This is a genomic window from Noviherbaspirillum malthae (assembly GCF_015352985.1).
Lineage (GTDB): Bacteria > Pseudomonadota > Gammaproteobacteria > Burkholderiales > Burkholderiaceae_D > Noviherbaspirillum > Noviherbaspirillum malthae.
In genome coordinates this window covers 112495-135276 of record NZ_JACYXF010000003.1, presented here as the reverse complement: position 1 = coordinate 135276, position 22782 = coordinate 112495, and the positions used below count along the sequence as shown (strand labels likewise).

Here is a 22782-nt window from a genome sequence, read left to right as displayed (position 1 = left end):
GCATTGAAAGCAGGCTCAAGGTGTTGATCCTGCCTTCCCCATGCAGCCATGGCCGTGTAGCGTCACGAAATACGCTTGGAGCTCCTTTAACGGGACGCCATGCATGGTGTTGTCAGCGCAGGATACGCCAGACTCGGACGTAGTTGATTTCAAACGAGTTCGCCTTGCCGACCGGCGTGGTTGCATCGGGTTCGCCGCTTGCGCTTCCGAACCATAAAGACAGCAGAATGTACATCGGGTCATTTAATGAAACGAGACGGCTGTATTTGGCGACGCCATCGAAGTAAAACGTTATTTTTCCAGCTTCCCATCGCACCGCATACTTGTGAAATCCTGCCGACAGGTCCGGTGTCGTGATCGCTCGGCTGCCGGAGAGAACGCTAGCGTCCTTCCAGATGGTCATCCCATAGGCATTAGGGTGCAGGCTGGTATCGGACCAGCCGGTGTCGGGGCCACCCCCGGGATACGCCTCCATGATGTCGATCTCGGGTCGACGGTCGCCGATATGAGCGAGCAGCCAGAATGCAGGCCACACGCCTTTACCATAGGGTAATTTGGCCTCGATCTCGAAATAGCCATAGCGCTGGGAGAACTTGCCATCGGTATCGATGGTGCGGTTGAAGAAATTGTTGGACGCATCGCGTTGCGGCCATATTTTCAAGGCGCCATTCTCTATCACATAGTTTTTGGCCGGATTGCTTGACTCGTACCAGATATGGTCGTTCCATCGGCTTAAGGTCGATCCGGTATTGAACTCTTCCGAGAAGGTCAGCGCGTAGTTGCGAGAGGATTGTCCGTAGGGCGCGTACTGGGCTAGTACTTGTGCGGGTAGAAGGAACATCGCCATCAGCAGCGCGAGGAATGCTGCCTTGCAGTGTTTCATGATGAGACCTATCGAGTCAGGGACAGCGATTTAACGAGCCATTAAGGAGTACGGCTGAACGGATTGTTCATCAGCCCCGGAGGAGCGCGCCGGTTCACGTTAATTTTGTACAAGTCTTGCAAATGCAAGCGACAGGCAATCACCGAGCGCTGCTTCAGGCAGGCATCTCGTGCTCCGGCAAAGCTGTGCGACATCGGGAACACCCGTGTTCCGGCAGGGAAAAAGCGTTGCAGGCCGGGTGCTTGTCCTGGAGGAGCACCATCAAACAGGCGTGCAAGGAGTTCGTTATCGCTCAAGGCTGCAATCTGCTGCAAATCCGCCGGATTTGCCGCCGGAAGCACATCGAATGGAAATTCGTCGGGGCCTTGCTCCGGGGGCGGCCCGGCGGAAGATCCTTCAGGAGCACCAGCCTGGGTGCCGGCAGGCGGACTGCCCGGCGGGTCAAGGTTTTGCGCTACGCCCATCGTGCTGATGAGCGTGATTGCCGAGGCGACGGCGAACGCGACCAATGGAAGCTTCATCAGAGTCTCCTTCTGATTAATGTAGCTACCTGCATGGTGTCGTGTGCGTGGTAACTTCCGAGGATGCGTCACTTAATGTTAGGCGTGTTGTGTTGAACAAGATAGCGGCAATCCTGTAACTCGATCACCTGATGAGCTAGATCAAAGTTGCAAATTGCCATATCAATTGCAGTGCCGCGTCAAGCACGATGAGCACGCCTGTCTCAACTTGCCGGCTGCCTCGCATGGAATAAAGGGAAGCAGACCGACTCATTGCGGTAAGCGTGAAGATAGCCCTTGCTTGACTGGAAGGCGCGCCGGCTACCGCCTGCAATCAAGCACGTCCATGTTGAATGACGTTGAATGCTCTTGAATCAACACGGCTGCTCAAGGGCCAACCGGCTCGAGCGGCATGACGGAGGATGGTTTGAACGATCAATCGATGAAATGGCGCAATTAAAAAGATATAGAAGCGACCCGGACGGTTATGACAGTGAACAACGGTGGACAAGGTGAGGCAGGATTTTTCTCCGGGAGATGAGTGCCCGGAGCAAAGTACAGACAGTCGAAAGTCCAGGTGCCTGTCATCTTCTCCAAGAATGATTTCCGTTTCATCGATGCTGTAGATTTTGAAAAAACCGACACGGTTCGCCTTGCCGTTCCGGGCGAGCGAATTGAGGCGCTTTATGGTTTTGAGGCCGAAGCTCGCTACCAGCGCGTCTCTTATCTTCATGAGTACGGTCATCCACGGCGATAGCTGGCAGAAAATGAATCGCGCCAACAGCTCCGGATCGGTCGACGCGCCTGCCGGCAGCTCAATAGAGTAAGCGTCGGCGAAGCTTGCCGATGAATGGGTTCCGGCAATTCCGGAGGCTGACGGGAGTGGCACCGCAGTTACGCGGCGAGCTTGCATATCCATGTATGCGCTCCTGTAGGTATTTCCAAGTCAAGTTGGCTGCATATCATCGCGCAATTGATAATCCGCGAAGGTGACTGATGAACCCTATGCTGATTCCACTATTTCACGGCTGCCGTCGAGAGCTTCAAGTGCAATGGGCGATCCGGCCGCAGGGTGATGTTGAACACCGGCCGGGGTGCGGTCATCCCGTCCGGGACCGTCACTGCAAAGCGCTGCAGGAACATCGCTGCGATGATTGTCATCTCGGTCATCGCCAAATGCTGCCCCAGGCACACTCGCGGCCCGGTACCGAAAGGCATGAAGGCGCCGCGCGGGAAGCCCGGTGCATCTGTGCCAAAGCGCTCTGGACGAAACGCGTGCGGATCCGGAAACCATCGCGGGTCGTGGTGCATCAACTGCACCGGCACTGTGAACATGGTGCGCGCGGGCAGTTGCCAGGCTCCCAGGGTGACCGCACGAAGGGAGCGACGGGTCAGCAGCACCGGCGCTGCCGGATACAGGCGAAGCGTCTCCTGGAGCGTTTGAGTCAGGTAGGCGAGCGAAGGCAGGTCGTGTGCCGTGGGGGTTCTGCCTTGCAGTACGGTTTGAATCTCCTGCCGGGCAGCGGCTTGCGCTTGCGGGTTGGCCGCCATGCACCATGCCCACCAGGTCAGCGTGGCGGCAGCAGTTTCGTGTCCGGCAAGGAATGCCGTCATGCATTCATCGCGCACGGTTTTCAATGGCCACGCAGCGGGATCCTCGCGGTGCAATGCCAGCAGCTGGCTGAGCAGATCCTTGGGCCAGGTAGCGGGAGCCAGTATCAGCCGTGCCTGTATATGCCGGTCGATCAATCGATTGAGTACATCGAGTGCCTGCCGCTTGGCACGTTTCCACGGCATCCAGTCAGGCCAGCTTGCGGGCCAATACATTTCGGCATTGCCGGCCACGGCTGTGTCGTGCACAGCCCTTTCGGCAGTACGCGCGTCCTCGTCGATCTCGCTGGAGAACATCATTCGCACGATGACATCCATCGCAAGAGACGTCATTGAGCTCTCGATCGGCCAGCTCGCATCGCCGGTACGCCATTGCAGGAAGGCCTTTGCAGCCGCGGCCGAAATTGCCGGAACGAAGGATTGGACAGCTTTCGGGGAAAAGCTGGGCTGCAGGGCATGCCGCCTGGATCGCCAAGGCTCGCCCTCGGCAATCAGGACGCTACGTCCGTGCAATTGCGAAAACACCTCAATGCCCCGTTCCCATCGGACCAGTGCATCGTGATGGTTGACCAGCAGTTCACGCACGAACTGCGGTTCCGACACCACGATTTGGTGTTCCGGCCAGATTCGCAGATGGACCAGCCCGCCATAGTCTCGTCGCCATTCAGCCAATGCGCCCGGCAGATCGCGTGCCATGCGGCGAAGCAGGCTCCATCCGGTCAGGCCGGACGGCGGCCCGGGCGGCCAGCAGCCGGCCGGGTGCAGCTGAAGTGCCGGGGCCGTGCCGTCTGCATCGGCATGAAAGGGGCAATCGGACGATGTTGGAGGTTTCATGCTGCGTATTATGTGCCGCGCGTTTAACGAAATCTTGAACGGAAACGACATGCCTGCTGGCAGCCTGCGCTTGCTATACTCGGCGGCTATGGCTTCCGAACAGCTGGATACACTGCCGCTTTGCCCCGACCCGCTTGAGCGTGCTCCCCGCGCATGTGGCACGGATGGCACCCCGAATGCATGGCTGCGCCTTGCGCCCCCTGCGCTGCAAGGTGCACTGGTCGCGCTGGTTGCCCGGGATACGAGCAAGCTTCCGCTAATCAGCGCGCAACGCCTTTCGCACTTTCCTGCGTCGCCCCTGGTGACGATTTCCTGGTTTCGGAGCCTTGATGTCGGTTTGGTCGAGCGCGGCGAAAGCGGTCCTTGCTGGCGGCCGTTCGGCGCGCAGGTAGTCATCTCCGGCAGTCAATCGCATCCGACGGTAAGCTGGGCGCCGGCCACAGGGCGCGGTTACATGGCGTGCTTCGCTGCAGACGCTGCTCAAGCACTATTCGAGCTGGACCTCGCCGCGATCCAGGATCGCTTTGTCCCCGTCGATCAGGTACTCGGCGACAAATGGTCGACGCTCTGGAAGGCTTTGCTGGCGAGCGATGATGCGGATGTGTTGTCCGTCCTGGAGAGTCATTTCGCAGGGCGTTGGCAGACGCTGCAAGGCCGTGCTTCGACACAGCCGTCGCTGCGTCAACTGGGACGCCATTGGGTGGAGCGTCTGGCTTGGCAAGCACAGGAGTGGCGGCGCATGCACAGTCCGCGGCATGTGGAGCGGCGCATCAAGTCCTTCAGCGGAAGGTCGCTACGCGAGTGGCAAGCTCTGGTCAGGACAGAGGGCCTGTTCTTCGCCGCACGAGATCGATACGAGTCCGGGCAGCCGTTCGATTGGGCCGCGCTGGCTCAGGATGAAGGATTTGCCGACCAGGCGCATATGAGCCGCGTGGCCAAGCGGATCACAGGATTTTCGCCGGGCGAGTTTGCCCATCGGTTTATTGAAGACGAGTCCTTCTGGATGTACCGGCTATGGGTGTGAAAGCCTCATGAAAATATAGAAGCGCTGCAAGTCATAGCCGCAGGTACATTCTTAATGCTTGTTGCATGCATCCCGGGCCGGGCAGGAAATGCGGGACCATCCCGCAACGGTCGATGGACGGCCGGCGCTGCTATCGTGCGAACGATCCGGATACGCCTTTCATGCAGGCCGGGCTCTTCCTCCGACAAGAATGTCGGTTCCATCGATGCGCGTACGCATCAGGCAGGCGCGTCCCGTTGCCCGTCCTTGCAGGAGCGTGATGCCGTGGCCCAGCAATGCGGTCAGGGCGCCTGCCGCCACCCCGGTTGCGCTGTCCTCCAGGGCGGCATCGAGGTGATTGAAGTTGCGGCCTTCGTAGCTGCCGTTATTCAGCCTGCAGTACACATAGAGCCCATTGACGCCCGCCTCCTTGCCCCATGCGACAATCGCCGGGAGATCGGGTGCCAAGCCATATAACGTGGCCGCATCCGCTACTTCGACCAGCAGTTTCGGACTTCCAACGGAGGCTGCGCGCGGGGTAGCCGACAGCGCCAGGCCCGGTGCAGCCAACAGGCGCTCGACCAGGCCCGGCGCTGCGTCGGGCTGCGGCGTGTCCTGTGCTTGCAGGCGCACAAATACCTCGCCGTCGGCATCTGCGGTTAGTCCCAGCCGCTGGCCGCGCACAGCGGTCATTATCGTCAGTTCTCTACCCAAGCCATGACGCATGAACAAGCGCTGTCCGACAGCCAGGGTCGCATGCAGGCACAGGGGACTGCGCATATGCGGATAGAAATAGTCGACCACGGCGGCCACGCCAGGCTCATTTGATGGATCGATCCAGACGCAGGTCATGGCGCGTTCGCGCGCGAAGGCTTGACGCGCGTCCATAGTCACCGGCTCACCCTCGATCACCAGGGCCGGATTGCCGTTGTCGGCGTGTTCTCCGAAGCATCGGAAAGCGTGAATCTGCATGGTATTCCCGGTTCATTTTGTCTGTGTGGGTTAAAGTGTATACGGTCGTTGAAACTCCATCGGCATCCATGTTGCAAGGCATGCCTGCAGTTGCTCTCCGAGAGCAGCCGTCGGCACTCAGGAAACATGCGTTCGGCATCAATGGAATACGCAAGCTGCCGTTTGAACGACTCTTCATGTCTTAAGCAGCAATTTTCAACAGCCTGTCGCGACCTGAAGCGATCTGCCTGAGCTACATCGATGTCAACATCGTTGAATTCATCGCGTGCGGTGCCAAAAGTGATTCTTCCGCCGCTGATGCGCAAATTGTCGGGGTACAGCAAAAACCCTGGCAGCATTCTCAACCAACAGGAGTTCAATATGTCTCGTACCGTTGCTGAAAAACGCGCTGCCTTCCGTACGATGCACGCATCCGGCTGCTTCATGCTTCCCAATCCTTGGGACGTCGGCAGCGCCCGCTATCTCGCCAGCCTCGGCTTTTCGGCCCTCGCCACGACGAGCGCGGGATTTGCCTGGTCGACCGGGCGTGCCGACAATCACGTCACGCGCGAAAGTATTCTCGGCCATCTTCGCGTGATGGTCGATGCGACCGACTTGCCCGTCAACGCCGACTTCGAGAACGGTTTCGGCGAGGATCCGGCCGGCGTGGCCGAAAGCGTGAAGCTGGCGGTTGCCACCGGGGTCGCCGGCTTGTCGATCGAGGACTCCACCGGCGATCCGAAGATGCCCCAGTTTTCGATCGAGGTCGCGGCGGAAAGGCTCAAGGCAGCGCGTCGCGCCATCGATGAGTGCGGCAGCGATACGCTGCTGGTCGGGCGCGCTGAAAATTTCTTCGTCGGTGTGCCGGATCTGGAAGATGCGATTTCACGCTTGAAGGCTTACGCGGCCGCCGGCGCGGATTGCCTCTATGCGCCTGGTATTCAGACCCTAGAGCAGATCGAAGCCGTGGTCGCCGCGGTCGCGCCCAAGCCTGTGAACGTGCTGATCGGATCGACGTCGGAGTTTACGCAGGAGGAATTGGCCGCGCTCGGCGTGCGGCGCATCAGCGTAGGCGGCGGATTGGCGCGGGCAGCTTGGGGAGGCTTCATGCGAGCCGCGCAAGCGCTCGCCAAGGGCCGCTTCGACGGCTTTGCCGATGCCGCACCAGGCAAGCAGCTCAACGCCATGTTTCTTGGAGATGAGTAAGGACGAGGAGTCGTGCCCGCCTCTTTTCCATTTCCTTGATTTTTAAGAAACAGGATGATGGCGCGAACCGATTCGTTTGAAACGTTTGACGGGGCATGAATAAAGGTCTGCCACGCACCGGAGCCGTGTCGCCCTGTTCCACTCGGCAATCTTCTTGCGTTTTCCCATTCCGGTACAATGACGCTCGATAAACGCGCCAATGCCCGGACCAGCAGCATTCGAAATCGTGCTGGTGCAATGTGCAATGGTTCCGGGCGCTTCGACAGTTCTCCCCAAGATGAAACGATTTGCATTGTCCCGCGTACCCCTATGGGTACAAGGCGCCGCGAGCCTGATTGTTGCCTTGGCGCTCTTCTGGTCCCTCATCTTTTACGACCTGCATCGCCTGCACCAGCAAACCCTTGTCGGAAGCCAGGTCGAAACACGGAACCTGGTCCGCGCGTTTGCCGAAGAGGTCAAGTCCTCGGTCAATGCGATCGATCTGACGCTCATTGACCTGCGAGATCGCTGGCAGATGCCGGGCATCGACTTCGCCGATGCCGTGCAAAAGCGCCAATCCTATCTTGCTGCGAATGTGGGTTTCCAGGTCGCGATCATCGACGCGGCCGGCTTGCTGCAGTTTTCCAGCGCCAACCCGCAAGCCAAGGGCATGAACCTGAGCGACCGGGAGCATTTCCGCGTGCATGTGGACCAGCCTGGCGACAAGCTCTTCGTCAGCAAGCCTGTGCTGGGGCGTGTCTCCCAGCGCTGGAGTATCCAGTTCACGCGTCCCATCAGTGGTTCAGGCGGCCAGTTTGCCGGGGTGATCGTGCTGTCGGTCGCACCGGAGTATTTCTCCCGGTTCTTTGACACCATTCATTTAGGCAAAGGCGGCGCCACCACGGTGCTGCACCCGAGCGGTGAAATCCTTGCGCGGTCCCCCACGCCGGAACTGGCGCTCGGGAAAGCAATGAAGCAGACATTCTGGAACGATCCGGCGCGTGACAACGGCTGGTATCGCGCCCCATCGGAGATCGATGGCGTCGAACGCATGTATGCCTGGCGCACCTTGCCCACGGCCGGCTTAGCGGTGACGGTTGGCCAATCCATTGATACTGTCCTGGCACCCTATTACGCCCAACGCAAAATCTACCTGCTCGGCGGCCTGGGCGTATCGCTTCTGCTTTTGCTTGTCAGCCTTGTCCTCTTGCGAAGTCTGCAGCAACGGGCCAACGATGCGGCCGCTCTGGCGGCGAGCGAAGCGCGCTGGAAGTTTGCGCTGGAAGGCGCCGGCGACGGCGTGTGGGACCTCGACCCTGGGAACCAGCAGGTAACGCTGTCGCCGCGCTGGAAAGAGATGCTGGGGTATCAGGAAGGGGAAGTCGGCAGCCGAATGGATGATTGGACCGGCCGTATTCACCCGGATGATCTGCCGGCCTTTCGCCGGGCATTCGAGGCGCATCTGGCCGGGGGATCGCCTGGATATATCAGTGAGCACCGCCTGCGCTGCAAGGATGGAGACTGGAAATGGATCATGGAGCGCGGGATGGTGGTCAGCCGCACGCCGGAGGGCAGGGCGGTGCGCATGGTTGGCACCGCAACGGATATTTCCGACCGCAAGCGTAATGACGCTGCGCTGCAGGATTCCATCAGGCGGTTGAAGGAAGAGCAAAAGCGCGTTCAAGTCATCATCGACAACTCCCATGATGCCTTTCTCAGCGCGGATGGCGACGGCTGCATCACCGACTGGAACCGCAAGGCTGAACGGACCTTTGGCTGGCCCGCCGAGGATGCCCTCGGAAAAGACTTCAGCGAACTGATCGTTCCGCCGGAAAAGCGGGCGGCGCACAACGCCGGATACCGGCGCTTCATTGCCACCGGCAAGGGAGCCTTGATCGACACGGTGATGGAACTGGAAGCCTTGCGCCGGGACGGCTCCCGCATCCCGGTGGAATTGGCATTGACCGGATACCACAATGGCCAAGGCTATGTGACGAATGCTTTTATCCGCGACATCACCGAACGCAAGAATGCGGAACGGCGGGACCGGGAGCGCCTGCATTCGCTGGAGGAAACCCGCAAGGCGCTGCAGCAGGCACAGAAACTCGAAGCGCTCGGCCGCCTGACCGGCGGCATTGCGCATGACTTCAACAATGTCCTGCAGACCCTGACCATGGGTATTGACCTGGCGCTGATGACGTCGGAAAGTCCGAAGGTCAAGACCACACTCGAGGCATCCAGGCGCGCAGTCGAGCGCGGTGTCGAACTGACCAGGCAGCTGCTGGTATTCGGAAGGGCGCAGGATGCGCATCTGAAAGTGGTTGATCTGAGCGTGCAGATCGACGGCATGCTCGCATTGCTGAAGGGCGCTTTGCCAAGCACCATCGAATTTCAGCTGCACTTGCAAGAAGACTTGTGGGCGGTCGAGATCGATCCATTGCAGTTCGAGCTTGCCTTGCTCAACCTTGCGATGAACGCACGGGATGCCATGCCGGCCGGAGGCGTGTTTCACATCGAAGGCCGCAACGAAGTTCTCGCCAATGCGGGCAGTGACCGCGCACCGGGAGAGTATGTGTGCCTGACGATTTCCGATACGGGTGAGGGGATGACGCCGGAGGTGCTTGCCAAGGCGGTGGACCCGTTCTTCACGACGAAGGAAGTCGGCAAGGGTTCCGGCATGGGACTGGCACAGGTCTACGGTTTTGTGAAGCAGATGAACGGCGTTCTCAACCTGCGCAGCGAACCCGGCACAGGGCTGGAGGTCTCCATTCTCCTGCCGCGCGCAAGGACAAGGCAGGTGGAAAGGGAAGAGTCAAAGCCAGCTCATGGTCGGCCAGCAGCGTTACGAAACCAGTCCATCCTGTTTGTCGAAGATGATCCTCTGATCAGGCAAACGGTGCATCCGGCCTTGGAAGCCCATGGATTTCATGTGGTGTCGGCCAATGACGGCGAGCAGGCGCTTGAATGGCTTGAATCGGCGCACAAGTTCGATCTGGTCTTTTCCGACGTGGTCATGCCCGGCAAGATCGACGGCATCAGGTTGTCCGAGATCGTTCGCGAGCAATACCAGGATCTGAAAGTCGTGTTGACCACGGGCTATTCCGAGCGGAGGGTAACGCTGCCCGACGTGAAGGTGCTGCCCAAGCCATATCAGATCGGGCAGGTTATTGACATTCTTAACCAGACTTTGCAGGACACGGTCAGCGATCCTGGTTCCTGCACCTGATACTTGTCCGGCAGGGGGCTATCTTCACTGCTGAAGCTGGAACGGGTCACTGACCGTTCGCGTCGCAGCGGATTGAACGGCCATGCCGCCCGATGTCGATTTGCAATCCATGCAGCACCGGCACCTGCTGCTTCCCGGCTTGCCGATCAAAGCAACGCCCGCGCCCCGAGGCGTTGCTCCAGTCCCCGTTTCACTTCCGGCCATTCATCGTCAATGATGCTGTAGCGCACCGAGTTTCTTTTCCGGCCGCCGGGCATGATGCGTTCGTTGCGTATGAGTCCCTCATACTTTGCGCCCAGGCGCAATATTGCCTGGCGCGACTTGGCATTGTTTTCGTCGGTCGTCAATTGCACCCTGATGCAGTTCAGCGTTTCGAAGGCATGGGTCAGCATCAGGTATTTTGCCTCCGTGTTGGCAAACGTCTTCTGCCACGACGCCGCCAGCCATGTGCTTCCGATTTCAAGCTTGCGATTGATGCGGTCGATTTTCCAGAAGCGCGTGGAGCCGATGATTTCCGATGAATCCTTCAGCATGGTCACGAAAGGCATGACCGTTCCGGCTTCATGTCCGGCAAGGGCGGCGTGAATATAGTTTTCGACGGTTGCCGCAGATGGGACGACAGTCAGCTCCGATTTCCACAGTTCCCCGTCGCTCGCCGCGGCGATCAGGGCATCTGCATCGGATTGCTGCAGTTGACGGAGAACGATTCGACTGCCGGTAAGGATGAGCATGGGTTGGATTTGTCGCGGGGGTGGTTGTCCGGCTTGCTGAGCTTGCACGATACCAGGCAAGTGCGGTGTCTGTCTTCGCACAAGGCCAAGCCCTGCGATCGGCGGTGCCGGAAACTGTCTTCCTTCACCTGGTAAGGAGCGGCCCCTTGAGGCATCAGAAGCCCCGCGTCAAACGCTCCGGTCGAGCCGCGCGCGGGCCGCTCAATGGCCCATCCGGGGTAGCCGATTGCAGGGCGGTTGCTACCGACGCACATAGCGCAAGTGCGTGGCATCCGGCCCATCGAGAACCTTGTCGATGCGGAACTGCGGCCCGGGCTCGCGCAGGTTCTCGAAGAGGCGGCGCCCGCCGCCGAACAGCACGGGAGCCAATGCGATTTCCAATTCGTCGACGACACCCAGGTTCAGGTACTGCTGGATCACATCCGCTCCGCCCGCGATACGAATATCGCGGCCGCCTGCGGATTCCCGAGCCAGTTCCAGTGCACGCTCCGGCCCGTCATTGATGAAGAAAAAGATCGTTCCGCCCGGGCGCACCCAGGGTTCGCGTTTCTCATTGGTGAGTACGTACACCGGCGTGTGAAACGGCGCCTCTTCCGGCCATGCCTGCTCACCCTGGTCGAACATGCGCTTGCCCATGATGTTGGCACCGATGCGCTCCGCCGTGCTTCGCACCAGGTCATTGACCGGGCCGGTCTCTCCTTCCGGTCCGCGCTTGAGGAGATTCTCGCGGAAGTACCGTTGCTTGAGAAGCCAGCCCATCATCGCGCCCCATTTTGCGCCCCAGTTCTTGTACGCCGGATTCTCCATGGTCATTCCCTCCGGTGCCATGTAACCGTCGAGGCTGAGTCCGATGTTGATGAATACCCTGCTCATGGTTCTCCTCCGTGCGAATCATTGTGAAGCCGTTCCACCGGCGCGGCCGGTCGGCTTGCGTTGTAAGTGGCCAGCTGGGCCTTGTAGGCCCGCTTGTAGGCGGGCCGCGCTTCGCCGCGAGCGACATAGGCAGAGAGGTTGGGAAATCCGTCCAGAATGCCGGATGGTTTTATCCGGAGCAGCACCGATATCATCATCAGGTCGCCTGCGCTGAACGCGCCATCGAGCCAGTCCGCATCGCCAAGGCGTGCGGAAAGCTGTTTCAAGCGGACACGGACACGCTCTTCGACCAGAGGAAGACGTTCCTTATTCCAGGGCTTGTCGTGCTCGAGCAGCCTGGCCGTTCCGAGTTCGAGGATTGGGGGCTCCACCGTGTTGGCTGCGGCAAACATCCACGCGATGGCACGCGCACGGGCATTGGCATCCTCGGGAAGCAGGCGCGCATGGCGCTCTGCGATGTGAAACACGATCGCGCCGGTTTCGAACAGCACGAGATCGCCTTCTTCATAAGTGGGAATCTGGCCGAAAGGATGAAGCGCCAGATGGGCTGGTTCCTTCAACGCGGGGAACGAAAGCAGGCGAACCTCGTAAGGCCGGCCTGCTTCTTCAAGCGCCCAGCGCACGCGCGTATCGCGCGCCAATCCCTTTCCGCCATCGGGCGAATGTTCGAAAGCGGTGATGGTGGGGATCATTGGAAGACTCCGGGTGATTGCATGCTTGCCTCCTGGTTTAGAGCGCTTTCGGCTTGGCTGTACTGGCGATCCCGGCTGCTTTGGCTGCGGCGAGTCAGTCAATTGCCGGCAGGCTTGACGTCGATCAGGCCGCCGTTGATGATCCAGGGCGTGCCAAAGCGGTCCGTCAGCATGCCGAACGACTCGGCCCAAAATGTTTTTTGCAATGGCATCGTGATCTTGCCGCCTTCGCTCAAGCCATCGAACACCGGTCTGGCTTCTGCGGCGCTGGCATAGGAAAGCGTCAGGGAAAATCCTTTCATGCCCTGGTAAGGGTCGCAGCCCATCATGGCGTCGCCAGCCATGAGGATGCCTCCATCGATGGCCAGGCGCGCATGCATGACGCGGTCCTCGTTCCCGGGCGGTATCTGATCACGCATCGGCGATTCTCCATTCGTCATCATCATTTCGATCTTGCCGCCGAGTACGCGTTCATAAAAGCGCATGGCTTCCGCGCAGTTACCGTCGAAGCCAAGATATGCATTGAGTTGAGGCATGGTTTTTCCTTTTGAAGAAAGGCGGCCGTCGCGCAGGATTGATGCTGAAATGTGAATCTCAGAGAAACAGGAAATCGGAGGTTCGAGGGGTGCTCATGTTTGTGTACAGTGTCCACAAACAATAACATGGATAATGGACAGTGTCCACAATGGGGTAGTCATGGTAAAGAAAACAAATAATCCGACCGCGCGCGATACCTACCGGCATGGCGACTTGCGACATGCCTTGCTCGAGGCAGGCATCGAGCTGGCGCGTGCAGGAGGCGCCGATGCGATCGTCTTGCGTGAAGCCACGCGGCGCGCCGGTGTCGTACCCAACGCGGCCTATCGCCATTTCGCCAGTCGCCAGGAACTCTTGCTGGCCGTACGTGCATATACCCTGTCGCAACTGGCGATCACGATCGAAAGCGAAATGGCGGCCCTGAAGGAAAAACCGGGCTCGGCTGAACATGCGCGCGCCTGCCTTCGGGCAGTCGGTATCGGGTATTTGCGCTTTGCCCATGCCGAACCAGGATTGTTCCGCACAGCGTTCTCGGTTCCATTGAACGATGAAACCGAGGCCGACCCGGCGCGTGCCGGGCGCAGCGGCTTGAATCCCTTCCAGTTGCTGGGGGCGGCGCTGGATCGGCTTGTCGACACTGGCGTACTGCCTCCGGAACGGCGGATGGGTGCGGAATATCTTGCCTGGTCTGCCGTGCACGGCCTGGCCGTGCTCTTTACTGACGGCCCGCTGCGCAACCTGACCGATGCGCAAAGAGCAGTCGTCGGCAAGCGGGTAGTGGATATGGTGGAAAAGGGTTTGTGATCTCGGCGAACTGAACCTCATTGCGTTTGAAAATAATAGTTTTCGGCGCAAGCCGCAGAGCCACCTGCGGCTTGCGGGGCAAACGCAAGCAGGCGTTTCGCCGCATGCTTACTGTTTCGCCGTTCTCTCGATCACTCCGCATGCGATCCGGTCGCCCGCGTCACCGGTCGCCAGTGTCGCCGCATCCGGCGCGGCGGCATACCGGGTCGGAATGTTGGCGTAGTTGTCCGGGTTGGCATGGATGATGATCGCGCTGCCGTCCGAATCGAAGAGATCGGCAATGCTGAAGCGGTCGGTATGGATGGTCGCCTTGCCGGTGCCGTTTTCGTTCACCTGCAGGACGGGCAGGTCGCCGCTGTGGCTGCCATGCGTATGCTTGTCCTTGTCGAAGTGACCGCCGGCCGACGTGAAGGGCGGCGTGCAATCGCCGACCGCATGCACATGGAATCCGTGAAAGCCTGGAGGCAGGTCATGCACGCGCACCTGTACCGCCACGGTTCCGTTTTCATGCGGATTGATCGTCAGCTTGCCGACCGGGTTGCCGGACCTGTCCTGCAGCTTTGCTTCGGCCCCGGCGCCGTTGTCGTTGGCGCCGGCGGAAGATGCCAGCGCCGCCATCGACACCAGCGATACCATCAACAACAACTTTCTGCCCGTCGCTGCCCCGGGATGCCGGACAGCAGCGCTTGCTTTTCCACTCGTAGCCAGAGACCTGGCGACAGTCTTGCCCATTTGCCTTCTCCTCATGATGAAGTTCGCAAGAACATTCTTGCGTGCCCAGGGCGTCTGCAAGGGGCATGCCATCAGAGGAGCAGATTGAGATGGCGTCGGCGTTTCAACGGTTCATGGACATGGAACGGGCATTGCGTGTGTGCCCCTCGACTGGCATCGCAGAGACTCTGTCGGATGTCGGCCACCGCTATCCGGTTGCATGTCGGATGACATCCAACGCTTGTGCGAGGCAATGTTCGCCGGCGGCCGAGGTTATGCGGTGATGCGGCCGACGATGCGCCTGACCCATGGCGCCACGATTGCCACAGTGGGAAATGCGACGGGCCATGTGGTCAGGCAGCTTTTCAGCCATTGTGCGGGAAGGCCGGGATGGATTCCCTGCGAAGTGATGAGCACGAAGCCGGAAACGATACAGACCATGACAGACGACAGCAGGGCGCTGAAAAGGATGGGGGCGAAACGGGCGGGAATACGCATGTCATTCTCCTGGAAATTGCGTTGTGAAACGGATTGACGGGTGGGGCTTGAAAGTGAATTGATCGCTGCTCGGCAATTACGCCGCGATCAGGGCGTGCGCGGCCCAGCCGCCCGCATAGAGGCCGATGCCGAAGACCGCATGCGTGACGAGGCTTTGCAGGCGGGCCGCGCCGGGACGCGGCGTTCTCGATGCCGCGATGCCGGCGCCCATCCCCGGCTGCATCAGCAGGAACGGCGCGGCGACCGTTGCGATGCCGACGGCGAGAGCCGGGCCGATGCTGGGATGCCGGATCCAGGCGGAACCCCAGATGCCGATCAGCAGGCCGGCGAACGCAATGCCGGTCAGGTAATGGGCGGTCCATCCGATCAGCCGTTCGCCGGGCACCGGACATGCCGCCGCAATCGAATCATGGCGGAAGCGTCCCCCGCTCATGTGTCCGATCCAGCGGCCGACCATGCCATAGTCGGGCGGGGCAAGGCCAAGCAGGCGCTTGCGAACGATGGCCCACAGGTCCATCACTGCCGTGGCGCCTATCCCGGTGATCAGGACGGATGTCAGAGTATCCATGATGTTCTCCATTCTCGAAGTTGCCTTTGTCGGAAAGTGGAGGTAGCGTACAACTTCAAGTCAACTTGAAGTCAAGGGAGAAGGATATGGATATCAGCGAGGTGGCGCAGCGCTCCGGCGTTCCGGCGTCGACGCTGCGCTTTTACGAGGAAAAGGGTCTGCTCGCCTCCGTCGGCAGGCGGGGCCTGCGCCGCCTGTTCGGCCCCGACGTGCTCGACCGGCTCGCGCTGATCGCGCTCGGCCGTTCCGCCGGTTTTTCTCTCGACGAGATCGGCAGCATGTTCGCCGCGGACGGGCAGCCGCAGATCGACCGGCGGCAGCTGCTGCAGAAGGCGGAAGACCTCGATCGAACGATACGCAAGCTGAGTGCAATGCGCGACGGGCTGCGGCATGCGGCCGCCTGCTCGGCACCGAGCCACATGGAGTGCCCGACCTTCCGCCGCCTGCTGGGAATCGCCGCGTCCGGAGCGGCGGGCGGCAATGGCAGGAAGAGCTCGCCCGGAAAACGCCTCAGAGTAAAACCGCTCTAGCCTTCGTGACGGAAGCTGCCAGGCGGCGTGGGCGGTACGGTCTTTTCCAGCGCGATCCGCACCCGCTCCGCGAGTTCCGCCTGGCGATAGGGCTTGGTCAGGATATTGATCGTATCGGACGCCGTGCTGTGCCGCGGCAGTTCTTCCATGTAGCCGGTGGCCAGCAGTACCGGCAGATCGGGCTGGCGTTCGCGGGCGCGCTCCACCAATTGCAGGCCGTTCATGCCTCCGGGCATGATGATGTCGGTGAACAGCAGATCGATGTTGCCATAACGTTCCACCATCTCCAGGGCTTCTTCACCGCTTTGCGCGCCGAGCACGCGATAGCCCTGCGACTGCAGGAAGGCTTCGGCAAGTTCGCGCACATCCTGGCTGTCGTCCACCACCAGGATGGTCTTTCGTCCGAGGATGGCCGCCGGGCTCCAGTTGAGACCGCCGGGTTGCGGGTTAGCGCGGGCTGCGGCCAGTTCGAATGCCGAGCGGTCGGCAGCGGGAAAGATCATGCGGATGACAGTCCCCTCGCCGGGCGTGCTTTCGATTTCCAGACGGCCGTGCGACTGCTGTACGAATCCGTGCACCATCGCCAGGCCGAGACCGGTGCCGGGGCCCTTGGTGGTAAAGAAGGGTTCGGTGGCGCGCCGGGCGACTTCCGGCGGCATGCCTTCGCCTTCGTCGATCACGCAGAGGACGACATAGGTGCCGGAAGTCAGCCGGTGCGCTGCCAGCCTGTCCATGTCATTGATGACGGAAGTGGCGACAGTGACCTTGCCGCCGCCGGGCATCGCATCGCGCGCATTGATCAGCACGTTGAGCAGCGCCATTTCCATGTGCGTCGCATCCAGCGTGCAGGACGGCAGGCCCGGCTTGAGGTCGAGATGAAGGTCGACTTTTTCTCCCAGCGTCCTGACGAGCATTTCGCTGAACTCCACCACCAGCGAGTTGAGATTGATGCGCTTGGGTTCGAGGCGCTGCTTCCTGGCGAAGGTCAGCAGCTGCTGGGTCAGCTTGCTGGCCTTGTTGGCCGCCTTCTGCGCTCGCTCTACCGCTTCATGCGTGAAGCTGCCGGCGTCGAGCGTGCCGGCCGCCATTTCCAGGTTGCCGCTGATGACCTGCAGCAGGTTGTTGAAGTCGTGAGCGAGACCAGCGGTAAGCTGGCCGATCGCTTCCATCTTCTGCGCCTGCAGATAGGATTGCTCGGACACGCGCCGCCGCGTGATGTCGAGCTGGGACGCGAAGTAATACAGCAGCTTGCCGTCGGGGTCGAAGATCGGGCCGATGAACAGCGCATTCCAGAACGGGGTGCCGTCAGCCTTGTAGTTGAGGATGTCGACGGCTACTGCACGCTCTTCCCGCAGCGCCGCACGAATCTCGGCCACCGTGTCGCGATTCGTTTCCTCGCCCTGCAGCATGCGGCAATTGCGTCCGAGCACCTGGTCTTCTTCAAAGCCCGTCAGGTCGAGGAAGGCGCCGTTGACGAAAACAATGGGATTGTCTTCCTGGTTGGGGTCCGTCACCAGCATCGGCATGCGTGTCATTTCGACCGCGGCGAAGAAGATGTTGCCTCTTTCCTCCAGTCCGGGACGCGAGATATACGACGCCTGCCAGTGCTTGATGCCTGGATTGCCGAGCGGATTGTAGCTGCTGCCTTCCAACTGGCCGTCCGCCGGTGCGCCCGCGGCTTCCTTGCTTTCGCTCGTGTCGAGCGGCTTGCCTGCTCGCTCTTCCTGGTTGCTGCCTGTTGCCATGGTGCTTTTCCTAAATGTATGTCGGTCCGGCAGAGGCAATCGATTGCAATGAATGCGATCGGCGGTAGGCAGACCGTGTCGGTAATGTCGCGACGCGAAGTGAAGAGGCAATTATAGCTTTATGGCATTGCCCTGCCTTTGGGCGCAGGCTATGCCTTGATTCGGTTGAACCATGATGCGGAATGAGGCTCCAGAAGCATGGATTGAGCTTTTGCGTGAGGCTTCTTCCGCAATTGCTAAGTTCCTGGCGGGCAGGAGCGGTGGCTTGCGGCAAGTCAGGACGGCATCCCGGCAATGCGGCAACTTAAGCAGTTCGCAGGAGTCATCGTTATTCCACTCCAGCTGGAGACGTTCATGGCGAAGCATCCAGGCATCTTCCCGACTTTTTTCCTGTCAGGCTTTGAGTGCTCCACCTTTTTGTGGAAGGACCGCCAGCGCCGCAACCTGGTGGCCGAAACCCGGCATGACCGTCATGTCATGGAAGATTACCGCCTGCTGCATGCCTTGGGCATCGCCGTGGCGCGCGAAGCGATTCCATGGCCGCTTGCCGACCGGCACGGGCAACTCGATTTTTCCATGCTGGATCCCTTCATCGAGGCAATGCAGGCCAGCAAGGTGATCCCGATCTGGGACATGTGCCATTACGGCTATCCCGATGATCTCGATCCCTTCACGCCGGCCTTCACCGAGCGCTTCGCCGCCTATTGCCGGGCTGCCGCCGAATACGTGATCCCCAGGCTGCACGGTCCGCACTTCTTCACGCCGATCAACGAGATCACCTTCTTTTCCTTTTGCGCCGGCGAGTGGGGCTGGATCGCGCCTTACCGCCGTACCCGCGCCGACCGGATGCAGTTGCGCGTGGCGCTGTGCCGCGCCGCAATCGCCGGTGTGAATGCGATTCGCGAAGTCGATTCCGGCGCGCGCATGGTGCATGTCGATCCGCTGGTGCAGGTCGTCGCGCCGCGCGACCGGCCCGATCTCATCGAGGCCGCGCACCATGAAACCTATGTCGATACCTATCTTGCCTGGGACATCCTGTGCGGCCGCGTTCATCCCGAACTGGGCGGCGCGCCCGAGATTCTCGATATCGTCGGCGCCAACAACTACTCCTTCGGACAGATGGAGTACCGCGAGCACGGTCCGCATGCCGCACTCGATCCGGAGGACGACCGCATCGTGCCTCTGTGCGAACTGCTGGGCAACGTATGGCAGCGCTATCGGCGTCCGATGATCATTGGTGAAACCAGCGGCATGCGGCAGGGGCGCGCCGCATGGCTCAAGGACGTCACGGAAGAATCGCTGGCGGCAGTTGCCCGGGGAATGGACCTGCAGGGCATTTGCCTGTTCCCGGCAGTCGACATGCCCGACTGGCATACCGGGGAATGGCTGCACAACGGCATATGCGATCTGGTCGAAGATAACGGCGATCTGAGGCGGGCGCCGGACGAGGATTACATTCGGGAGCTGCGGCGCTGGCAGAAGGAGCTTAACCGTGTCGTTGCCCTCGACGAAGATCCGTTCAGCGACCCGGTGGAACTGCAGGATGTCGTCGATGCCGCGCATCGGCTGAACAAGCAGCCGGACCGCAACTGGTCGTAGGTGATGTGAAATCAGCCCGGATGGGGCATGCATCTATCGATTGATGCCGCCCGATGACATATCGTTCAGCGCGTCAATGTCGATTGCGGCGGCGCGGCCAAGGTGTTGCGCCAGCGTTCGATCTGGCGATGCTGCGCCAGCAGTCCCGGGGCGCTGCCCTCTTCCGCCTTGAGCAGGCTTGCATCGATCGCCTGCAGTTGACTGAACAGGCGTTCGTGTTCTTCGTGAAATATCTCGAGAAGCTCGTCTTTCGACAAATCCGGCGCAACTTTTTGCTGGTGCCGGTATTGCAAGCGTGCCAATACTTCTTTCACTCTTGCAAGCTCTTCGCAAATCGTTTTCTTCAAGACCAGGAGGTCCTGGCTTCGGTACTTGATTCCGTTGGCATCCATAACAGCCTCCACATTCACATGATGATTGCGCGGCATGGAAGTTCTGAAAAAATCGCTTCATAGATAAAAAAAGAGGCTTGAAATCCAAGCCACCATCCCTATCTCTCAACTGTCTCCTCCAACTCCTGTTGGATTCTCCCGCTGCCTCGACATGAGCAGCGGGTTTTTTTGTGTCTTTTGCAATCTGTTTCGTGCGTTGTTGCAGCCTGCCCCAGCTTTTCGCAACTTGTCCTGGCATGCCGCAGTGTATTGCCGCGAATGATTATTTCTGGATAGCGGACTCCAGTTCTTCAATGCATTTCTGCAGCGTAAAGGCTCTTACGGATTCCCGTTCATTCTCGCCGCCAATATCTTCAACATGAATCGACGATTTCCATCTTTCAAGAAGGTCGGTAAGCAGGTGCATGGGCACGGAGCGTTCGAGATGCATGGTGAATCCTGTAGTTAAGTGTTGGGTAGCAATGAGAATTGCAGGACGCTGGTAAGACGAGCTTTACAGATTAGGGCCAACGAAGTTTTGCCGATTTATGCAAAAACAAGTAAACGGCGCGGCACTCATTGCGCGGCGTTCATTGCGATCAATGCGGCATCATGAAGAGGCCACGGATGGCCGGGCGTTACTCCGGCTGCTATGTCCGCATCACTGTGTCGGGCGATGCTTCCGACCATGCGCTGGCGAGTGACGCGTACCTTCACACCTTTGGCTCAGGCATTGTGCTGGCCGTGCCGGCATCCGCGGCGCATTCATTGTGCACCATCCCCGGCGATCTCGTCATAGCCGCGGCCGAGGAATTGCACGAAGCAGAAGCCGTTGCCGAACGGATCGCCCATCAGCGCCAGCTTGCCCCAGGCATGCGTCGTAACCGGCGATTCGGACGATGCGCCTGCCAGAACCGCATCGCGCACCGCGCTTTCGATGTCTGCCACGGTGAAATCCAGATGCACCGGAGTCCAGTGTCGCCGGTAGCTGCGCAGCTGCGTGCCCGTGGCCGATGCCTGAGAACCCGCTTCCTTTTGCAGCAGATAAATCGGAATAGGGCCGCCGAGCATTTCCACCACGCTGGGGCCGAGACGGCGGCCGGCGCGCAGGCCAAAAGCGGCACAATAGAAGGCCACCGCCTTTTGCAGATCGTCGACGTCGATGTTGACCAGAAAATCCATGTCGATAGCGGTAGGGACAATGGCCGAAGCTATCGCGGCCGCGTGCGGCATGTCAAGGGCAAGGCCTTGCTTCATCCTTATGACAGGAAGGTGCGGATCACGTATGCTGTGCAGCCTCATGAAACAGGAAGGAAGGGCGAGATGCCGCTTGCAGAATCGGTCAGGAACTGGGCGCGCCGCATCAAGCGCGACGCGCTCATGCTGTGGTTCGCCCGCCGGCATCCCGATACGCCCTTGCTTGCCAAGGCGATCTGCGTCTTCACGGTGGCTTATGCATTGAGTCCCATCGACTTGATTCCGGATTTCGTGCCGGTGCTGGGCTATATCGATGACGTGCTTCTGCTGCCGTCGCTGATCTGGCTGGCGGTGCGGCTCATCCCGCCGCATGTCGTGCAGGAATGCCGGGCGCAGGCCGAGGCATGGATGGAAGAGAAAAAATCCCGGCCGAGCAGCCGTGCCGGCGCCATCGCCATCGTGCTGCTCTGGCTGGCCGTGCTCGTCGGGGCGGCCTGGTACTGGTATCGGTAAGGATTCTTACCGGAGGAGGTCCTGCAAGTCGCGGTCGATCGGCAGGCGCTTGAACATGCTGATATTGGTGCCGCCGGTGTTGCCGACAGGGACCACGCCGACCGCCGAACCGAGGGCGCCGAGCAGGATGCGCGCCGCCTGTCCGCTCACTTCTTGCAGGGAACGGCGTTTCAGGCCGATCTTCAGCATCCACCAATGGGTCTCGACATGTGCCAGCACATGGCGCTGGCCGAGCACATGGGCGGTTTCAAGATGGCCGAACGACCGGTCGAACCGGCCCTGGCGGTAAGCGTGGATGGCTGCCGCCATTTCGGCGTCGAAGGCGTTCTTCAATGCAGGTTTCATGTCTGTCTCGCTCGATACAGTTGCATTCCACCGTCATTGAACTCCCTGTAGCGGCTACAGGGTCAAGACCCTTGGCCGTTGTGTTGTTGTCTTGCTGTCCTGCTATGGGGCAGGCGACACGGCGTCAGGCGCCAGCGTCGCCGCCCCGGCTTGGCCGCATCAGTTGACGCGGTCGGCGCTACCCTGGCCCGCCAGGCGGGTGCCGGCATTGCCGCGGTGCTGCAGGCCGGGATACTGGCCGTCGAATTCCTGCTGCGCCAGCGCATAGGAACCGTCTTCCTGAGCCTGCTCGAGTTCGGCCATGACTTGAGCGCGAGTCTTGGTGGATACGAATTTCGCATCCGGCGCAGTGAATTCATTGCCGCCGGCGATCTGGCCGCTGGCCTGGCTGTCGCGCAGTTCGGCCATCACTTCGGCGCGGGTCTTGGTCGACTTGAAGCCGCTGAAATCGACGTAGGGATAAGTCTGGTCGGCGAGGGCGGAGCCTGCTGCGGCGAAAACGGCGATTGCGGCGATCAGTTGTTTGGCTTTCATTTTCATTCTCCATCAATAACGGTTGGTGACCCAGTCTCGGCGGCGCGGGCAAAATTTGCCGTCGGGGCTTGCCTCGGTGAGTCGCACGCGTTTTGTTGTGTGCTCATCGATGGAGTGAAGTCTAATCATTGCGATCGATGCGATAAACGGCTTTTTCCGCAATGCTTTATTTCTGATTCAGGAATAAATCACGGCTGCGCCAGGCCGGAAGGCTTTGCATGGGCGGAAAAATGTAAGGCATGTAAGCGTGTGTTTCAGGCTTGAGAAAGGCTAAGCCCGCATCCGAGGCAAAGACTAAGCTGAAGATGTAGCAACTCTCCTAGGAAAAGCCCCGTTCTTGC

General features: G+C 60.1%; 25 protein-coding genes. 7 read left to right on the top strand and 18 right to left on the bottom strand.

The window, feature by feature from the left end:
- Positions 1–112 precede the first annotated feature (112 nt).
- The 4 genes from IGW03_RS07055 to IGW03_RS07040 form a co-directional block, all read right to left on the bottom strand.
- Positions 113–883 (bottom strand): glycoside hydrolase family 16 protein, encoded by a 771-nt coding sequence (locus IGW03_RS07055; protein ID WP_194721824.1) that lies wholly within the window; start codon positions 881–883, stop codon positions 113–115.
- Positions 884–924: 41 nt separating this feature from the next.
- Positions 925–1404, bottom strand: a complete 480-nt coding sequence (locus IGW03_RS07050; RefSeq protein WP_194721823.1) for a hypothetical protein — start codon at positions 1402–1404, stop codon at positions 925–927.
- A 313-nt stretch (positions 1405–1717) separates the two neighbouring features.
- Positions 1718–2302: a DUF2867 domain-containing protein gene (locus IGW03_RS07045; protein WP_194721822.1), complete on the bottom strand. Its 585-nt coding sequence runs from the start codon at positions 2300–2302 to the stop codon at positions 1718–1720.
- A gap of 98 nt (positions 2303–2400) precedes the next feature.
- On the bottom strand, positions 2401–3828 hold the full coding sequence (locus IGW03_RS07040) for a cytochrome P450 (protein ID WP_194721821.1): 1428 nt from the start codon (positions 3826–3828) through the stop codon (positions 2401–2403).
- On the opposite strand from IGW03_RS07040, the gene IGW03_RS07035 reads away from it, so the two are divergent.
- On the top strand, positions 3827–4852 hold the full coding sequence (locus tag IGW03_RS07035) for a helix-turn-helix transcriptional regulator (protein WP_323744940.1): 1026 nt from the start codon (positions 3827–3829) through the stop codon (positions 4850–4852). The genes IGW03_RS07040 and IGW03_RS07035 overlap by 2 nt on opposite strands.
- Before the next feature lie 159 nt (positions 4853–5011).
- Here IGW03_RS07035 and IGW03_RS07030 read toward each other — a convergent pair whose 3' ends face one another.
- The gene (locus IGW03_RS07030) at positions 5012–5803 is read right to left on the bottom strand and encodes a PhzF family phenazine biosynthesis protein (protein WP_194721820.1); all 792 of its coding nucleotides are present in this window, start codon (positions 5801–5803) and stop codon (positions 5012–5014) included.
- Between the two features lie 360 nt (positions 5804–6163).
- Here IGW03_RS07030 and IGW03_RS07025 point away from each other — a divergent pair, with 360 nt between their 5' ends.
- Both IGW03_RS07025 and IGW03_RS07020 read left to right on the top strand, forming a co-directional pair.
- Positions 6164–6988: an isocitrate lyase/PEP mutase family protein gene (locus IGW03_RS07025; RefSeq protein WP_194721819.1), complete on the top strand. Its 825-nt coding sequence runs from the start codon at positions 6164–6166 to the stop codon at positions 6986–6988.
- A gap of 292 nt (positions 6989–7280) precedes the next feature.
- The gene (locus tag IGW03_RS07020) at positions 7281–10193 is read left to right on the top strand and encodes a PAS domain S-box protein (RefSeq protein WP_194721818.1); all 2913 of its coding nucleotides are present in this window, start codon (positions 7281–7283) and stop codon (positions 10191–10193) included.
- A gap of 146 nt (positions 10194–10339) precedes the next feature.
- Here the strand turns inward: IGW03_RS07020 and IGW03_RS07015 are convergent, their stop codons facing one another.
- The 4 genes from IGW03_RS07015 to IGW03_RS07000 all read right to left on the bottom strand — a co-directional run bounded on the left by IGW03_RS07015 (position 10340) and on the right by IGW03_RS07000 (position 13025).
- A complete protein-coding gene (locus tag IGW03_RS07015; RefSeq protein ID WP_194721817.1) occupies positions 10340–10924 on the bottom strand; it encodes a GNAT family N-acetyltransferase in 585 nt (194 codons plus the stop codon).
- Positions 10925–11164: 240 nt separating this feature from the next.
- Complete coding sequence (locus IGW03_RS07010; RefSeq protein ID WP_194721816.1) at positions 11165–11797, bottom strand: dihydrofolate reductase family protein; 633 nt, start codon at positions 11795–11797, stop codon at positions 11165–11167.
- A complete protein-coding gene (locus IGW03_RS07005; protein ID WP_194721815.1) occupies positions 11794–12489 on the bottom strand; it encodes a glutathione S-transferase family protein in 696 nt (231 codons plus the stop codon). Before IGW03_RS07005 ends, IGW03_RS07010 begins: the two co-directional genes overlap by 4 nt.
- A gap of 98 nt (positions 12490–12587) precedes the next feature.
- The gene (locus IGW03_RS07000) at positions 12588–13025 is read right to left on the bottom strand and encodes a VOC family protein (protein ID WP_194721814.1); all 438 of its coding nucleotides are present in this window, start codon (positions 13023–13025) and stop codon (positions 12588–12590) included.
- 160 nt (positions 13026–13185) lie between these two features.
- Between IGW03_RS07000 and IGW03_RS06995 the strand changes: the two genes are divergently transcribed.
- The gene (locus IGW03_RS06995) at positions 13186–13830 is read left to right on the top strand and encodes a TetR/AcrR family transcriptional regulator (RefSeq protein ID WP_194721813.1); all 645 of its coding nucleotides are present in this window, start codon (positions 13186–13188) and stop codon (positions 13828–13830) included.
- A 108-nt stretch (positions 13831–13938) separates the two neighbouring features.
- Here IGW03_RS06995 and IGW03_RS06990 read toward each other — a convergent pair whose 3' ends face one another.
- The 3 genes from IGW03_RS06990 to IGW03_RS06980 form a co-directional block, all read right to left on the bottom strand.
- Positions 13939–14466, bottom strand: a complete 528-nt coding sequence (locus tag IGW03_RS06990; RefSeq protein WP_228535203.1) for a superoxide dismutase family protein — start codon at positions 14464–14466, stop codon at positions 13939–13941.
- Positions 14467–14814: 348 nt separating this feature from the next.
- On the bottom strand, positions 14815–15039 hold the full coding sequence (locus IGW03_RS06985; protein ID WP_228535165.1) for a DUF2798 domain-containing protein: 225 nt from the start codon (positions 15037–15039) through the stop codon (positions 14815–14817).
- A 76-nt stretch (positions 15040–15115) separates the two neighbouring features.
- On the bottom strand, positions 15116–15607 hold the full coding sequence (locus IGW03_RS06980) for a DUF2938 domain-containing protein (protein WP_194721811.1): 492 nt from the start codon (positions 15605–15607) through the stop codon (positions 15116–15118).
- Positions 15608–15693: 86 nt separating this feature from the next.
- On the opposite strand from IGW03_RS06980, the gene IGW03_RS06975 reads away from it, so the two are divergent.
- Complete coding sequence (locus IGW03_RS06975; protein ID WP_194721810.1) at positions 15694–16137, top strand: helix-turn-helix domain-containing protein; 444 nt, start codon at positions 15694–15696, stop codon at positions 16135–16137.
- Here the strand turns inward: IGW03_RS06975 and IGW03_RS06970 are convergent.
- The gene (locus IGW03_RS06970; RefSeq protein WP_194721809.1) at positions 16134–17882 is read right to left on the bottom strand and encodes a histidine kinase famiy protein; all 1749 of its coding nucleotides are present in this window, start codon (positions 17880–17882) and stop codon (positions 16134–16136) included. The genes IGW03_RS06975 and IGW03_RS06970 overlap by 4 nt on opposite strands.
- Positions 17883–18236: 354 nt before the next feature.
- Here IGW03_RS06970 and IGW03_RS06965 point away from each other — a divergent pair, with 354 nt between their 5' ends.
- The gene (locus IGW03_RS06965; protein ID WP_228535163.1) at positions 18237–19481 is read left to right on the top strand and encodes a glycoside hydrolase family 1 protein; all 1245 of its coding nucleotides are present in this window, start codon (positions 18237–18239) and stop codon (positions 19479–19481) included.
- A 65-nt stretch (positions 19482–19546) separates the two neighbouring features.
- Here IGW03_RS06965 and IGW03_RS06960 read toward each other — a convergent pair whose 3' ends face one another.
- From IGW03_RS06960 to IGW03_RS06950, 3 genes are all read right to left on the bottom strand, one after another.
- Positions 19547–19909, bottom strand: a complete 363-nt coding sequence (locus tag IGW03_RS06960; RefSeq protein ID WP_194721808.1) for a hypothetical protein — start codon at positions 19907–19909, stop codon at positions 19547–19549.
- A gap of 226 nt (positions 19910–20135) precedes the next feature.
- Positions 20136–20303: a hypothetical protein gene (locus IGW03_RS06955; protein ID WP_194721807.1), complete on the bottom strand. Its 168-nt coding sequence runs from the start codon at positions 20301–20303 to the stop codon at positions 20136–20138.
- 314 nt (positions 20304–20617) lie between these two features.
- Complete coding sequence (locus IGW03_RS06950; protein WP_194721806.1) at positions 20618–21034, bottom strand: VOC family protein; 417 nt, start codon at positions 21032–21034, stop codon at positions 20618–20620.
- 141 nt (positions 21035–21175) lie between these two features.
- Between IGW03_RS06950 and IGW03_RS06945 the strand changes: the two genes are divergently transcribed.
- Positions 21176–21562, top strand: a complete 387-nt coding sequence (locus IGW03_RS06945; protein WP_194721805.1) for a YkvA family protein — start codon at positions 21176–21178, stop codon at positions 21560–21562.
- A 6-nt stretch (positions 21563–21568) separates the two neighbouring features.
- Here IGW03_RS06945 and IGW03_RS06940 read toward each other — a convergent pair whose 3' ends face one another.
- On the bottom strand, positions 21569–21907 hold the full coding sequence (locus IGW03_RS06940; RefSeq protein WP_194721804.1) for a DUF3703 domain-containing protein: 339 nt from the start codon (positions 21905–21907) through the stop codon (positions 21569–21571).
- A gap of 159 nt (positions 21908–22066) precedes the next feature.
- The gene (locus tag IGW03_RS06935) at positions 22067–22441 is read right to left on the bottom strand and encodes a DUF4148 domain-containing protein (RefSeq protein WP_194721803.1); all 375 of its coding nucleotides are present in this window, start codon (positions 22439–22441) and stop codon (positions 22067–22069) included.
- Positions 22442–22782 lie beyond the last annotated feature (341 nt).